The sequence below is a fragment of the Microbacterium halimionae genome, assembly GCF_011761265.1.
Lineage (GTDB): Bacteria > Actinomycetota > Actinomycetes > Actinomycetales > Microbacteriaceae > Microbacterium > Microbacterium halimionae.
Genome location: NZ_JAAOZB010000002.1, coordinates 199,691 through 212,443 on the forward strand (window position 1 = coordinate 199,691; position 12,753 = coordinate 212,443).

18 protein-coding genes are annotated in these 12,753 nt (G+C 65.0%); 7 read left to right on the top strand and 11 right to left on the bottom strand.

Annotated features, from left to right (window positions below; translation table 11 throughout):
• Window positions 1-2 precede the first annotated feature (2 nt).
• Window positions 3-947, top strand: a complete 945-nt coding sequence (locus tag FHS06_RS08670) for a D-alanine--D-alanine ligase (protein WP_310734788.1) — start codon at window positions 3-5, stop codon at window positions 945-947.
• Window positions 944-1,975 carry an acyltransferase family protein gene (locus FHS06_RS08675; protein WP_167048459.1) on the top strand — a complete coding sequence of 344 codons (1,032 nt, stop codon included), beginning with the start codon at window positions 944-946 and terminating at the stop codon, window positions 1,973-1,975. The genes FHS06_RS08670 and FHS06_RS08675 overlap by 4 nt, the downstream gene beginning before the upstream one ends.
• Before the next feature lie 37 nt (window positions 1,976-2,012).
• Here the strand turns inward: FHS06_RS08675 and FHS06_RS08680 are convergent, their stop codons facing one another.
• The 5 genes from FHS06_RS08680 to FHS06_RS14205 all read right to left on the bottom strand — a co-directional run bounded on the left by FHS06_RS08680 (window position 2,013) and on the right by FHS06_RS14205 (window position 5,303).
• Window positions 2,013-2,567: a YdeI/OmpD-associated family protein gene (locus FHS06_RS08680; protein ID WP_167048462.1), complete on the bottom strand. Its 555-nt coding sequence runs from the start codon at window positions 2,565-2,567 to the stop codon at window positions 2,013-2,015.
• A gap of 13 nt (window positions 2,568-2,580) precedes the next feature.
• Window positions 2,581-3,615: an aldo/keto reductase gene (locus FHS06_RS08685; protein ID WP_167048464.1), complete on the bottom strand. Its 1,035-nt coding sequence runs from the start codon at window positions 3,613-3,615 to the stop codon at window positions 2,581-2,583.
• 25 nt (window positions 3,616-3,640) lie between these two features.
• A complete protein-coding gene (locus FHS06_RS08690; RefSeq protein ID WP_167048466.1) occupies window positions 3,641-4,057 on the bottom strand; it encodes a DUF1761 domain-containing protein in 417 nt (138 codons plus the stop codon).
• Between the two features lie 41 nt (window positions 4,058-4,098).
• Window positions 4,099-4,554 (bottom strand): VOC family protein, encoded by a 456-nt coding sequence (locus FHS06_RS08695; protein WP_167048468.1) that lies wholly within the window; start codon window positions 4,552-4,554, stop codon window positions 4,099-4,101.
• A 161-nt stretch (window positions 4,555-4,715) separates the two neighbouring features.
• Complete coding sequence (locus FHS06_RS14205) at window positions 4,716-5,303, bottom strand: TetR/AcrR family transcriptional regulator (protein ID WP_167048470.1); 588 nt, start codon at window positions 5,301-5,303, stop codon at window positions 4,716-4,718.
• 114 nt (window positions 5,304-5,417) lie between these two features.
• On the opposite strand from FHS06_RS14205, the gene FHS06_RS08705 reads away from it, so the two are divergent.
• Window positions 5,418-5,822: a Dabb family protein gene (locus FHS06_RS08705; protein ID WP_167048472.1), complete on the top strand. Its 405-nt coding sequence runs from the start codon at window positions 5,418-5,420 to the stop codon at window positions 5,820-5,822.
• A gap of 140 nt (window positions 5,823-5,962) precedes the next feature.
• The gene (locus FHS06_RS08710) at window positions 5,963-6,409 is read left to right on the top strand and encodes a hypothetical protein (protein ID WP_167048474.1); all 447 of its coding nucleotides are present in this window, start codon (window positions 5,963-5,965) and stop codon (window positions 6,407-6,409) included.
• 22 nt (window positions 6,410-6,431) lie between these two features.
• Here the strand turns inward: FHS06_RS08710 and FHS06_RS08715 are convergent, their stop codons facing one another.
• From FHS06_RS08715 to FHS06_RS08725, 3 genes are read right to left on the bottom strand one after another with little or no spacing between them, the layout of a single operon-like run.
• Entirely contained in the window at window positions 6,432-7,136 is a 705-nt protein-coding gene (locus tag FHS06_RS08715) for a hypothetical protein (RefSeq protein WP_167048476.1), read from the bottom strand.
• The gene (locus FHS06_RS08720) at window positions 7,126-7,305 is read right to left on the bottom strand and encodes a hypothetical protein (RefSeq protein WP_167048478.1); all 180 of its coding nucleotides are present in this window, start codon (window positions 7,303-7,305) and stop codon (window positions 7,126-7,128) included. Before FHS06_RS08720 ends, FHS06_RS08715 begins: the two co-directional genes overlap by 11 nt.
• Window positions 7,306-7,341: 36 nt before the next feature.
• Window positions 7,342-7,674: a hypothetical protein gene (locus FHS06_RS08725; RefSeq protein WP_167048480.1), complete on the bottom strand. Its 333-nt coding sequence runs from the start codon at window positions 7,672-7,674 to the stop codon at window positions 7,342-7,344.
• On the opposite strand from FHS06_RS08725, the gene FHS06_RS08730 reads away from it, so the two are divergent.
• Together FHS06_RS08730 and FHS06_RS08735 are read left to right on the top strand one after the other, a co-directional pair.
• Complete coding sequence (locus FHS06_RS08730) at window positions 7,661-8,326, top strand: response regulator transcription factor (RefSeq protein WP_167048482.1); 666 nt, start codon at window positions 7,661-7,663, stop codon at window positions 8,324-8,326. The genes FHS06_RS08725 and FHS06_RS08730 overlap by 14 nt on opposite strands.
• 77 nt (window positions 8,327-8,403) lie before the next feature.
• Window positions 8,404-9,507, top strand: a complete 1,104-nt coding sequence (locus FHS06_RS08735; protein WP_208388139.1) for a sensor histidine kinase — start codon at window positions 8,404-8,406, stop codon at window positions 9,505-9,507.
• Between the two features lie 367 nt (window positions 9,508-9,874).
• Here FHS06_RS08735 and FHS06_RS08740 read toward each other — a convergent pair whose 3' ends face one another.
• Genes FHS06_RS08740 through FHS06_RS08750 form a run of 3 tightly spaced genes read right to left on the bottom strand, consistent with a single transcriptional unit; the run spans window position 9,875 to window position 11,864 of the window.
• Entirely contained in the window at window positions 9,875-10,258 is a 384-nt protein-coding gene (locus FHS06_RS08740) for a cupin domain-containing protein (protein ID WP_167048486.1), read from the bottom strand.
• Between the two features lie 14 nt (window positions 10,259-10,272).
• Window positions 10,273-11,226, bottom strand: a complete 954-nt coding sequence (locus FHS06_RS08745; RefSeq protein ID WP_167048488.1) for an alpha/beta hydrolase — start codon at window positions 11,224-11,226, stop codon at window positions 10,273-10,275.
• On the bottom strand, window positions 11,223-11,864 hold the full coding sequence (locus FHS06_RS08750) for a TetR/AcrR family transcriptional regulator (RefSeq protein WP_167048490.1): 642 nt from the start codon (window positions 11,862-11,864) through the stop codon (window positions 11,223-11,225). Before FHS06_RS08750 ends, FHS06_RS08745 begins: the two co-directional genes overlap by 4 nt.
• A 110-nt stretch (window positions 11,865-11,974) precedes the next feature.
• Here FHS06_RS08750 and FHS06_RS08755 point away from each other — a divergent pair, with 110 nt between their 5' ends.
• Complete coding sequence (locus FHS06_RS08755) at window positions 11,975-12,751, top strand: SDR family oxidoreductase (protein WP_167048492.1); 777 nt, start codon at window positions 11,975-11,977, stop codon at window positions 12,749-12,751.
• Window positions 12,752-12,753 lie beyond the last annotated feature (2 nt).

Below are 12,753 nucleotides of genomic sequence, written 5' to 3' on the forward strand. Positions count from 1 at the left end.
TAGTGATTGGCGGAGGGCAGAACCCCGAGCACGACGTCTCGCTCGCCTCGGCGGCCGCGGTAGCCGAGGCGCTGCGGGTCCGGGGCTACGACGTCAGCACGGTGACGATCTCGCAGGAGGGCGTTTGGGAGGTGGCGGGCGTCTCGGAGGGCGCCACCGCCGCGGAATCTCTCGCACTCGCCATGCCGCTGATCGCTGCGGCCGACGTCGTATTCCCTGCAGTGCATGGAGCGCTCGGGGAAGACGGCGTGCTCGCCGCTTTGTGCGCTCTCGCCGGGGTTCGCGTGGTCGGGTCCGGTCCGCGCGCGGGAGCGATCGGCATGGACAAGTGGGCGACGAAGCTCGTCGCCGCCGCTGCGGGACTGCGCACGGCCCGGGGCCGGGTCGTCAATGCGGCCGATTGCGGGGATGCCGTTTTCGATGGCCCCGTGGTCGTGAAGCCCGTGTCGGCCGGATCGAGCTACGGCGTCTCGCTCGTGCGCGAGGAAGCCGAGCTCGGTGCGGCGATGCGGGCGGCCGCGCGATTCGATCGGCGGATCCTCGTCGAGGAGGTGATGCAGGGCAGGGAGATCGACGTTGCCGTCATCCGCGAGGGCGGCGGGGTGCGCTGGGCAGCCCCACCCCTGGAGATTCACACAACGGGGCTCTTCGACACCGCCACGAAGTACGGCGGCAGTGCGCGGTTCACGGTGCCGGCGAGACTCTGGGCTGCTGAAACGACTTCGCTCGCGCGCGCCGCGCTGTCCATGTTTGACGCTTTGGGCTGCGCCGGCGTCGCGAGGATGGACTTCTTCCTCACTGCCGAGGGGCCGGTGCTGAACGAGGTCAACACGATGCCGGGGATGACCGCGGCATCGCAGGTGCCCCGCATGTTCGCAGCGGCCGACGTGTCGTACGTCGACCTGGTGACGCGCCTCGTTCGCGCCGCCGAGGTGCCGGAGGGGTGACCGCGCGCGTCGGCTGGCCGGATGTCGCTAAGGGAATCTGCATCACCCTCGTGGTGCTGTGGCACGTGATGACGAAGCACGCGATCGACGCCGACAGAGCGGGGGCGATCACCCATGCCTGGGCGACGCTCAACGCACAGTTGCTGCCCCTGCGGATGCCATTGTTCTTTCTGATCTCGGGGATGTTCGCCGGCCGCGCCGTGAACGCTGCCGACGGCAACTCCTGGCGACGTCGCGCCGGCCGCCTGGCCGCGGTCTATGTCGTCTGGGTCGTGATCCAGACGTTCGTGCTCGCGCTCACGCCAGACTTCGACACTGCCAGCGCCGAGAACGGGTGGCAGCTGCTCGCGCAGCTCACGATAAGTCCTACGAACCTGTGGTATTTACTCGCGCTTGCGGTGTACCTGCTCGTCGCCCGCCTGGTGCGGCACGCGCCGACTGTCGTGTTGCTGCCTGGCGCGTTCGTGATCGCGGCCGTCGCGGCGGCGGGTCTCCTCCCCGACCTCGGCAACTTCTGGCAGGTCGTGCAGAACCTGTTCTTCTTCCTCGCGGGGCTGCGGTTGAGGGCCGCTATCGAGCGGTTCGCAGCGGGAGCTTCTCTGCTTCGGACTGTCATGCTCGGAGCGGCGTATGTCGCGGCTCTCGGTGCGGTCGGGATGTTGGGAATACGTCAGCGGACCGGTGTGTGGCCGCTTCTTGCCATCGTGGCGGTCGCGTTCGGTGTCGCGGCCTGCGCGATGATCGACCGACACGTGCGTGTCGTCGCCCGGCCGTTGCGGTGGGTGGGACAGCGCACGCTGCCGATCTACGTGATCCATATGATCCCGCTCGCCCTGATCGATGGCGCGCTGCGCACAGGGGGCTGGGCCGCAACTCCGGTGGTCGAGGTCGTCTGGCCGATGGTGCTCACGGCGGTCGTGATCGCAATCTGCCTCGCGGTGCACGCGGGCCTCCAGCGAGTGGGGCTCGGGGTGCTCTTCGATCCGCTCCTGCTTATCGACCGGGCATCATCACCGCGGTCTCAATGAGCGGCCGCCCACCTGTGACTAGTTCTCTGAGAAACGCTCATCCCGCAAGCTGGGCGACGTGGCGAGCGATCCGTGCGGCTCGCACTGCGTCGGTGCGTGCGTTGACGACGTCGAGCAGAATCGGGTACCGAGCCGATCTGCTCAGCGTGAGGAACGCGGCTTCCGCGCCAGGTTGGTCCCGAAGAGCAGAAAGCAGATCTTCGGGGACGTCGATGGTTGCCGAGCCTGCGTATGCCCGATCCCAGCGCCCGTCAGCTTGGGCTCGTTCGATTTCGGCGAACCCGCGGGCGCGCATTCGACCGCGGGCGATGAGTCCTGCGACGAGCTCCACATTCCGCTGCGACCACATGGACCTCGGTCGGCGTGGAGTGAAATGCTGACGGTAGGTCGCGGCGTCTACGGCGTTCTTCCGGCCATCGATCCAGCCGCTGCAGAGCGCCTCATCGAGCGCTTGAGCATAGGTCAGCGAAGTCGGGACGTAGGATCCTTTCTTGGAAAGGGTCAGCCACACCCCGTCGCTCGTATCCTCGTGCTCGTTCAGCCACGATCGCCACGCATCCGCGTCGCGCACGGTCAGGTCATCCGGTTTCATCGTCTGACTGTCCTCATTCCGCGGCGCGATCGTGCTCGGCGCGGCGACGCAGGCTGGTGTCGGACAACGATTGTGGGACGTACCCGACTTCGCTGAATCCGACGTCGGTGCCCGGCGGGACGATCTCGTCGATCCGGTCGAGCAGATCGTCGTCGAGGCTGATATCGGCGCCGGCGAGGAGGTCGTCGAGCTGCTCCAGGGTGCGGGGTCCGATGATGGCAGAGGTCACGGACGGGTGCGCCATGACGAAGGCCATCGCGAGGTGTGTCATCGAGATGCCGGCCTCGTCTGCGGCAGGCGCGAGCTGCTCGATCGTCGCGGCTTTGTTCAGGTCGCTCATGTGACGCGGACCCCATAGGGCCCGTCCCGGCGAGAGAGACCTGTCGTTGTCGGCCCGGTACTTGCCGGTCAGCAGGCCCCAGGCGAGCGGGCTCCACGTGAGAACACCCATGCCGTACCTATCGCAGACGGGCAGGACCTCGCGCTCTATGCCGCGGGCGAGGATGGAGTAGCTGGGCTGTTCCGTCCTCAGGCGCCCGAGACCTCGTCGCTCGCTGATCCATTGAGCTTCGACGATGTCCGATCCCAAGAAGCTCGACGATCCGATCGCGCGGACCTTGCCCGCGGCCACCAAATCAGTGAGGGCGGACAGAGTCTCTTCGAGATCAGTCGCCGGGTCGAAGTGGTGGATCTGGTAGAGGTCGATGTGGTCGACCTGCAGCCGTCGTAGCGAGTCCTCGACCGCAGTGACGATCCACCGCCGGGACGCGCCGCGACGGTTGGGGTCGTCGCCCATCGGCCCGCTGAACTTCGTCGCGAGGATGACGTCGTCGCGACGACCTTTCAGCGCCTCGCCGAGGATGACTTCGGTCTGGCCCCAGCCATACACATCGGCAGTGTCGATGAAGTTGATACCCGCGTCGAGCGCGCGGTGCAAGATGCGGGCGCAGTCATCGGGATCGGGTGTGCCTGCCGGCCCGAACATCATCGTGCCTAGGCAGTAGGGACTGACCTGCAGGCCGGTGCGCCCAAGGGTTCGCATTTTCATAGCCGCGCTCCGCTCGGTGCGTCAGTCACTGCCAGAGGGTGAGGATGATGCTCGCGGCGACGGTGCAGATGATGAAGTACGGGGCGTTGATGAGTGTGTACAGCAACGGACGGGGAAAGTTCGGGTTGATGGCGATTGTCAGTGTCTGAGCGACGAGGTAGCCGATCGAGACGACGAGGCCGAACACGATGCCATCGCCCAAAGTGTCGATCTCGAGTGCGCGCAGCAGGATGGCGCTCGTAATGACGACAAGAAGGCTCGCGATCAGCGGCCCGACGATGAAGAGGATGCCTGGTTTAGGTAGCTCGCGGTTCTCGTTACCGAGGGCGACCTTGTAGGGGCGCGCGACGATGACGGTGAAGTAGAGGCCGCCGAGCACGGCGAAGACGATGGTGGCGACAATGACAGCAAGCCAATTGATGTCGGACAGGACAGTAAGCACGGGTGCTCCTCAGGAAAGTGATCTGAAACGGATAGGGGAGTTCAGGCGGTGGTGACGTTGATGCTCCAGGTGACGCCGAAGCGGTCGGTGAGCATGCCGAAGCCGGCGCTCCATGCCGATGCGGCCAGGGGCTCGATGATGGTCGCGTCGGCCGACAGTGCGTTCCAGTAGCTCTGGAGTTCGTCGAGGGTGTCGGATCCGATCGACACGAACAGGGCTTGGTCGGTGATGGTGGTGTTGTTCTCCCGTCGGGTCGAGCCGCCGCCGGCGATGCCGCCGTCGGTTTGGCCGGGGATGTCGTAGCCCATGATTTGGAAGCCGTTCTCGGCGGCGACGAGGCCGAACACGACTTTGTCCGAACCGGGGATGTCGGCGGGCATGCCGAAGTCGGCGTAGGTGTTGATGACCGCGTGGCCGCCGAAGACGGACTGGTAGAACTCCAGCGCCTGGCGTGCGTCGCCTCGGAAGTTGAGGTGGGTGGTGGTCTGGATGGTCATCTCTGCTCCTTGAGTGAAGGGGCCGTTTCGGCCTGATGCATTCACTCTCCCAGCCGTGTAGGTCCGTTACTGTCCTAGACCGGACCTAGGGCGCAAAGATCACGACGAAATCGCTCCCGACACTCCGCTGAGCCATGGGTGAAGATGTGAACCGGCCACGCCTAGGAGATGGAACGCCAGCCGCTCAGCAGGAGCCGCAAAGCGTTCACTCCGAGTCGCCGTGCCCGCGCCTGCCCGATCGACTCGAGGCGTCCGAGCGCTGCGATACCGTACAGCGTGCCCCAGATGATTTCGTAGGCCTGGGGGACCTCGAGTGTGACCTGATGGGTCTCGGCCCAGTCGTCGATGAGCTTCGACAGGACACCGATGACGGACTCCGCAGCGGCCCTGCGCTCGGCGGCACCGAGCGCGGTGCCGTTCATTGCTTCGAAGAGGTGCGCGTTCTCACCCGCGAATCGCAGGTACTCCGAGGCGGCCGCGGCTAGGCGAGCGTCGATGTCCGCATCGTGCGATGCAGTCTCCAGTCGTCGCACGAGCTCGTCGTACCCCTGCCGCACGAGCTCACCGATCAGGGCGTCCTTATTGGCGAAATGCTGGTAGATGATCGGCGCCGTATAATCGACCGCCTCGGCCACGCGGCGCATGGTCACGCCAGGCGCCCCCTCGGTCTCGAGCAGCTGTAACGCCGCTGCCAGTATCCGTCCGCGCACTACGACCTTCTCCCGATCCCGTCGTTCGCTACCAGGCACTTCACCCGCCTCTCCGTCATCTCGAACGATATCTGGTCCTGCGTTGACAACCGCTCCGATGCATGCCAGTCTAACAGCGTTAGAACTTCTAACAACGTTAGGAAACGAGGAATTATGATCTTCCACATCAATCGCGCAACGCTGAAGCCCACGACGACTCCCGAGCAAGTCGAGGCTGCTCTTGCCGGGTGGCGGACGATGGGCGAGACGATCCCGTCCGTGAAGTCCTACGTCGTAGGGCGGGATTACGGAGGCGACTACGCCTACAGCTGTGTCTTCGTCCTCGAGGACCTCGCCGGTCTCTTCGAGTACCTGACGCACCCCGCTACTTACGCCACCGATGCGATCGGCCTCGAACTCGTCGAACGCCTCGACATCTTTGACGTCAGCGACGACAACGACCCCGATCTCGGCAGCAAGATCGAAGAACTGCACCGGCGCCGCAACGACGACAATCCCACCATCGTGGACCTCCTCAGCGGGGTCCCCGCCTTCCGTGGCGCGGGTCTGGAGAGCTGAACTCGTCCACCCCGTCGGGGTCCGGGATTCGCCGATCGTCGGACCCTTTTGCGGCGACCGACCGCCCGCAACTGATCGAAACACGACACCGGCTCGACGGGACGTTCCTGGTCGAGCACGACAAGAAAGAAGTGATTGACATGAGTGCAGTACGTAATGAGACGAGCCAGGGTCCGCGGTCCGTGCTGGCCGATCGAGTTGGTCGGAGCCTGATGGGCTTCAACGCCCTACTCACGGTTGGAGCGCTGATCTACGGGGTGACCATGCTGCTGCAGGCCTCTCCTGACACTTTGGTTGTGGAAGCGTGGCGCACCTTCGGGTTCCTGGTCTTCCTCTCCTTGAACCTCATGGTCGCCATATGGCCGCGTCAGATCGCAGGCGCATGGGAACTGATCCTCCTCCACAAGGTGGCGGTCACAGTATTCGCTGCGGCGGTCGGCGGTGCGAATGAAGCGCAGGCAACCGCTTGGATCGATGGGTGGCTGGTCATCACCACCATCTCGGCCTACGTGCTGTGCCGTGGATGGCTGGCCTGGCGGACACTCAGCAAGAACGCTGTCGGTGCCCCGGACCCGGCCGTCCGGTAGTCCCGGTCCGGCCGGGACGCAATCAGGAGCTCAAGGCGACCGACGGAGGCGTACGGGCGGCGCGGATGGCGGGATGCAGACCGGCGATCGCTCCGATAGCAATGGTGGCCGCGACTGCGGTGACCAAGATCCAGAGAGGCACCACCGGTACCCATCCATTGCTGGTGGCGATCGCACCGCTCACAGCCGCACCCAAGGCTGCGCCGGCGAGGAGCGAGATGGACCCCAGAGCCAGAAGCAACTCGGTGAAGACGTCATCAACGGCCGTGCGCGCGGCGAGGGCGTCGGAGGGTCGGGATACGACGACGTCTGCGGAGGCGGCCGCTTGGATGGATGGCGGGAGCAATTCCCTCACGGCGAGCACGTCAGCATCGCGCGAGCGCTCGTAGACGCGGGTGGGGTTTCCCGAGTCGTCGTATCCGGCGAGGGCGATCGGAATCCCCACCAGCGCGGCGATATCCAGCTCTTGCGCGAGAGCAACGGGTTCGAGGATCCCGACGACGGTGGTGCTCTGGCCGTCGAGCCAGACCTGGGTTCCGGCGTCCCGCACTCCGAGGCGTTCCGCGGCAACGGCACCGAGCACTGTCGTCGGCAGTGCGGCGGTAGCGGGGTTCAGCCAGGGGCCGGTTCTCATCTCGGCGCCAACGATTGCGGGCAGATTTAGTTCGCTCGCGGTGACGGACAGTCCGCCTGTGCGTGCCGCGTCGACAAGCGAGTTACGGTCCACGTGGACCTCGCGCAGATCGGCCGTAGCGGCGGCGCCCGCTCCGCCAACCCGAAGTGATGACCATCAGCTGCCCGTCTGCGGCCGCCACCACAGCAGCCGCCTGGACAGCTGACCGCAGCTCGGCATCGAGGTTGTCAACAGCTGGCAGGCCCTCATCGAAGGGAGACACCGACTGCGCATCAGAGATGAAACCGTCGGCCGCGGTCTAGGCGTCAATATCGAGAAAGACCGTCGCCGCGGTCGAGATGCGCTCCTGCAGCTTCGCCCTGCCGTCGCTGACCGCGCAGGCCGCTAGACCCACGGTCAACGTCGCGACAAGCACAACGGTCGCACGTGCCCGGCGCCGGCCGAGCGGCCAGTGAAAGTGGTGATCCATGATTCCTCCCACGACTGCCGGTTCGACGGGCGCTGTGGGAGCAAGCTCATCAGCACGGGTATTGCAGCGGCGTTGCGCCGTTTCAACACATTTCTGCAATACTCCAGCTGGCACACTGAAGGCTTCAACCGAGCGCGAAAGGGTCGTGATGCGCGTACTCATCGTCGAAGACCAGCCGTTCCTGGCAGAGGCGCTGCAGGACGGGCTCCGTCACGAGGCGATCGCTGCCGACGTGGTGCTCGATGGCGACGAGGCACTCGAGCGTGTCAGCGTCAACGACTACGACGTCGTCGTGCTCGACCGCGACATCCCGGGCACCCACGGAGATGAGGTCTGCGACATCATCTCCCGCGAGCATCCCACGGTGCGAGTGCTCATGTTGACCGCGGCCAGTCGACTGTCCGACAAAATGACCGGGTTCGGACTGGGCGCCGACGACTACCTCACCAAACCGTTCGAGCTGGAGGAGCTCATCGTCAGGTTGCACGCGCTTGCACGACGACCGACGGCCGCGACGCCGCCCGTGCTCGAGTTCGGTGACCTGCGACTTGATCCATTCCGCCGAGAGGCGTATCGGGCTGGCCGATACCTGAAGCTCACCCGCAAGCAGTTCGCGGTGCTGCATCTGCTCATGCAGGCGGACGGCGGAGTAGTCAGCGCTGAGACCATGCTCGAAAAGGTGTGGGACGAGAACGCCGACCCCTTCACCAGCGCGCCACGAGTCACCATGTCGACCCTCCGGAGAGCGCTAGGAAAGCCGGAGATCGTCGCGACAGTTCCGGGATCCGGATACCGACTGAGCGAACCTCGATGACGAAGATCGCGGCGGTATCCCGACGGCCGCGTCCGAGCGGTCGGCGGCCCGGCCTATCGGTCAGACTCAGGCTGACCTTGAGTTACGCGGCCTTCGTCGTCGTGGTGGGTGTCGTCCTTTTCGCGGTGGGAATCCTGCTTCTCCGCTTCGTTCCCGAAGGGAACCTCGTAGGAAGCGATGGAGACGTCATTCCGTCCAGGTCGGATCTGATGGACGTGTTCATCCGGTATGCCCTGGACGCGCTGCTCCTGCTGAGCGTGCTGGGTTTTGGAGGCGGTTGGCTCCTCGCCAGACAGATGCTGAAACCGCTCACTCGCATCACCGCCGCGGCGCATGCCGCTCGGGACGGGTCGCTCGACCATCGCATCCGCATGCCAGGTCGCCAGACCGAGCTCGCGGAGTTGTCCGACACCTTCGACGACATGCTCGATCGGCTGCAGAGAACGCTGGAGGCACAGCAACGGTTCGCTGCCAACGCATCACACGAACTGCGCACACCCCTCGCCGTGACGGCGACCATGCTGGATGTGGCGTCTCGACACCCCGAGAAGCAGAACTACGACGAACTCGTCGAACGCCTGCGCGCCACCAATGATCGGGCAGTCAGACTCACGGAGGCGCTGCTCCGCCTGGCGGATGCAGACGCGATCGATGCCGTCGCTGAGCCTGTCGATATCGCTGTACTGGTGCGGGTGGCGCTCATCGAAAGCGCCGATGAAGCTACAGAACGAGGCGTCACCGTCACCTCCGCACTCCACCCGGCGATATCGATCGGCGACGAGGCTCTGCTCAGCCAAATCGTCACGAACCTTGTCCACAACTCCATTCGGCACAGCGGAAAGCAGGGGCAAGCCCTCGTCAGTACCCGATTCGATCCTGACCACGGGACCGCGATTCTGCGGACGGAGAACACTGGACCGATTTACGAAGCCGACACCATCGCACGGCTCCCCGAGCCGTTCCTGCGAGGCGCAGGGCGAGTGGCTGGCCCCCAGCAAGGCTACGGGCTAGGCCTCGCCCTCGTCGAACGCATCGTCGCTGCGCACGGTGGATCCTTCGATATCGCCCCGCGCTCGAACGGAGGACTCATCATCACCGTCGCCCTGCCGGGTGCGGGAGCCGATGGTTTCAGTCGTCCAGAAGTGCGACCGCACGCGTCCAGCCGGCCGAGGCGCCGCTGATGTTTGCCGGGAAACAAGAGATAGTGAATCCGGACGGTGGCAGGGCATCGAGGCCGGTCAGCTTCTCGATCTCGCAGTAGGCCGCTTCCATTCCCGCCTTGTGCCCTTCCCAGACGATGCCGGGATCACCCGTCTCGGCGAATCGCTTCGCGGTGTACGAGAAGGGCGCGTCCCCGCTCCACCCGTCGGTGCCCACGGTCACACGAAGGTGCCACGATCGCCACGGTTCGGGACCGAAAGATCGCTTCGCGAGTACGCCACAACCGCTGACACGTGCGCGTGGGTCGGTGAGTGGAGATAGGCCCCCTGTGTCGAGCCCCGTCGCTGTTCCGCGTTTCCGTGGAGGGCTTCGTTCGATCAATGGAAGTCAGCGAAAATCGCCGACCTGCTGCTCGACCGGCACAGTGCCGTCGACGACGATGTCGCCTGTGTGCGCGGTAGTGACCGTCTCGATGAGGACGATCTCCACTTCCTCGTCGGCGACGGGGTTATGCTGCACGCCCCTGGGCACAACATAGAACTGCCCCGGGGTGAGGACGACCTGCACGTCGTCGGGCAGCTGGATCCGGAGCCTGCCCGTCACGACCAGGAACATCTCATCCTCGGCTTCATGGGCGTGCCAGACCAGCTCGCCGAGCAACTTGGCGACCTTGATGTACTGGTCGTTCACCCGCCCGACAACCCGGGGAGTCCAGTGAGCGCGCACCTGTCGAAGCTCGGCGGCGATATCCATTCCCTGAAGAGCAGTCATGGAACGATTCTGGTTCAGAAACTCTGCAAAACGCGCACGCGCTCGTCACGGTGACGGACGGCCGAAGGCGATCCGAGCAAGAGAACATCGAATGCGTGCGGGTAGCCGGAGCGAACGTGAAGGTCGGTTGCCACGCCGGCCCGCCACAGCTGCTGGGCGTAGCGGACGTCCTCGTCTCTGAATATGTCCAGTTCGCCGACCTCGATATACGCCGGAGCGACCCCACGCAGATCGGGTGTGCGTGCGGGAGCGGCGAGCAGATGATCCGCCGAGTCGCGCGGCACGTCGTCGAGAAGCGACTCCCATGCCGTCCGGTTGAACTCGTACGAGAACATTGCGGCGGCGGGGCTCAGTTCTACATCCGGAGAAACGGTCCGGTCATCGAGCATCGGGTAGATCAGAATCTGACGCGCCAACTCGATCCCGGTATCACGCGCGAGGACGGCTACTCCGGCCGCGATTCCGCCTCCAGCGCTGTCGCCCATGACAGCGATACGAGCGGGATCGATATCGAGCGTCTCGTGGTGGTCGATCAGCCACTCCACGGCGAGCAGTCCATCGTGCACGGCAGCTGCGCCTCCTGCTTCGGGGGCGAGTCGGTACTCGACCGACAGGAATGGAACGCCGGCCCAATCCACCAGCATCCGGACGAGCGGATCGTAGAGATCTACACTTCCGGCGATTCGGGCGCCGCCGTGGAAGAAGACGACCGCAGGTCCACCCGCTGACTCATCCTTGCGATACCAGCGCAGGTCGACGCTGGTTCCGTCGGCGTGCTGCGCTGTGAAAGCGCTTGTCTGCACGGAAGGAGTGCTGGGCAGCGCTGCCAGTTGACTCAGGCCGTCGTTGAGGATGAGCCGCAAGCCGTAGACATCTCCCGGGTGCCATGCGGCGAATCTCGAGGATCCGCGCGGTCCTGCGCCCGCCGCGAGCACCTGCTGGATGTAAGGGTCGAACTGCAGGGTCATCGGGAGTCTCCGTCCCGCGTCATGTAGCGGGCGAGGAATGTCTCGACCGCGCTCTCGACCGTCTCGGCGATCGCGCGGTCGGTGGGGGACCACTCCTGCAACAGGAGCTGGGGCCACAGAACGAAGTTCGAGATCATTCCGAGAAACTCCGTCGTCGCCCGGACGCCGTCCGGCACTCGGAGTCGACCGCCGGTCGCCTCCGATTCGACGTAATCGCGCACGAGCTCGAAGAACGGTTCCTTGCCGAGATCGAACTGCACCCGGCCCAGCTCGGGGAATCGTGGCGCCTCAGCGATGACCATCCTGTGCAGGCCCGCCATCCCGGGGCGGTGGAGGAGCTGGGCGTAGCGGTGTCCGAGGGTTTGTAGCGCGACCCGGGGGTCTCCGAGTTCAGGGGGCGACATGCCGGCGCCGGGATCGGCTGCCCAGAACTGCAACACGATCGCTTCGAACAGGTCGGCCTTCGTCGGAAATTGCTTGAACATCGTCGCGGTGGAAACACCCGCACGCTCGGCGACGCGAGCGAGTGATGTCTTGTCATACCCGAGTTCCGAGAACAGATCGGTGGCAGCCCGCAAGATGAGCGCTCGCTTTTCGGCGGCAACCTGTTGGTGATACGTCGATACCCCTGGTGTCATAACGCAACGATATCAGAGGCGAGTGACTTGACTCACTATACGTTGACGGCATAGTGTTCCGAGTTGACCGACTCACCACTGGGTCGGAGGTTGAGGTAGGGGAGTAGAGAATGACGAAACGATTCGAAGGTAAGACGATCCTGATCAGCGGCGGGGCGGGGGGACAGGGCGCGGCGCATATGCGTGCGTACCTGCGTGAGGGAGCGAATGTCGTCATCGGCGACATCGCGGACGAGCGCGGCGCGGCCCTGGTCCGTGACGAGCCGCGAGCGGACTACGTCCACCTCGACGTCCGATCCGAGGATGACTGGGCCAACGCCGTCCGTGTCGCTGAGGTTCGGTTCGGGCCGATCGGTGTCCTCGTGAACAATGCCGGCGTCCCGAGCCCCGCAGCCCTCATCGAGCACGGGCGCGTCGACGATTGGCGCCGAATCATCGACGTCAATCTGACCGGACAATACCTGGGCATCCGGGCTGTGGTGCCGTCGCTCCGCCGGAACGGCGGTGGCAGCATCGTGAACATCGCCTCCATGGCGGCGGACACCGGCATCGCATTCCTGGCGCCCTACGTCGCGAGCAAGTGGGGCCTACGCGGTTTGACGCAGACCGCTGCACTGGAGCTGGGACGGGATAATATCCGCGTCAACGCGATCCATCCGGGCGTCGTTCGCACGCCGTTCATCACGGATCCGGTGACGCCGGACGAGCCACCGGTCAGCGAGATCTTCTCACCCGACGCGCTGGCGATCACGCGCATTGCGGAGCCTGAAGAAATCTCGGACATGGTCCTCTTCGTCACGTCTGACGAGGCGGCATTCGCGACGGGGTCGGATTTCGTGGTGGATGGTGGTCTTCTGCTCGGACCGGCAGTGCCGCGAGAGGCATGAGC

What these genes read in the sequence shown, in the direction of transcription:
- FHS06_RS08680 (WP_167048462.1), bottom strand. Translation starts at nt 2,567, where the DNA reads ATGAAACCGGATGACCTGACCGTGCGCGACGCGGATGCGTGGCGATCG.
- FHS06_RS08685 (WP_167048464.1), bottom strand. Translation starts at nt 3,615, where the DNA reads ATGAAAATGCGAACCCTTGGGCGCACCGGCCTGCAGGTCAGTCCCTAC.
- FHS06_RS08695 (WP_167048468.1), bottom strand. Translation starts at nt 4,554, where the DNA reads ATGACCATCCAGACCACCACCCACCTCAACTTCCGAGGCGACGCACGC.
- FHS06_RS08705 (WP_167048472.1), top strand. Translation starts at nt 5,418, where the DNA reads ATGATCTTCCACATCAATCGCGCAACGCTGAAGCCCACGACGACTCCC.
- FHS06_RS08710 (WP_167048474.1), top strand. Translation starts at nt 5,963, where the DNA reads ATGAGTGCAGTACGTAATGAGACGAGCCAGGGTCCGCGGTCCGTGCTG.
- FHS06_RS08730 (WP_167048482.1), top strand. Translation starts at nt 7,661, where the DNA reads ATGCGCGTACTCATCGTCGAAGACCAGCCGTTCCTGGCAGAGGCGCTG.
- FHS06_RS08725 (WP_167048480.1), bottom strand. Translation starts at nt 7,674, where the DNA reads ATGAGTACGCGCATCACGACCCTTTCGCGCTCGGTTGAAGCCTTCAGT.
- FHS06_RS08740 (WP_167048486.1), bottom strand. Translation starts at nt 10,258, where the DNA reads ATGACTGCTCTTCAGGGAATGGATATCGCCGCCGAGCTTCGACAGGTG.
- FHS06_RS08745 (WP_167048488.1), bottom strand. Translation starts at nt 11,226, where the DNA reads ATGACCCTGCAGTTCGACCCTTACATCCAGCAGGTGCTCGCGGCGGGC.
- FHS06_RS08750 (WP_167048490.1), bottom strand. Translation starts at nt 11,864, where the DNA reads ATGACACCAGGGGTATCGACGTATCACCAACAGGTTGCCGCCGAAAAG.
- FHS06_RS08755 (WP_167048492.1), top strand. Translation starts at nt 11,975, where the DNA reads ATGACGAAACGATTCGAAGGTAAGACGATCCTGATCAGCGGCGGGGCG.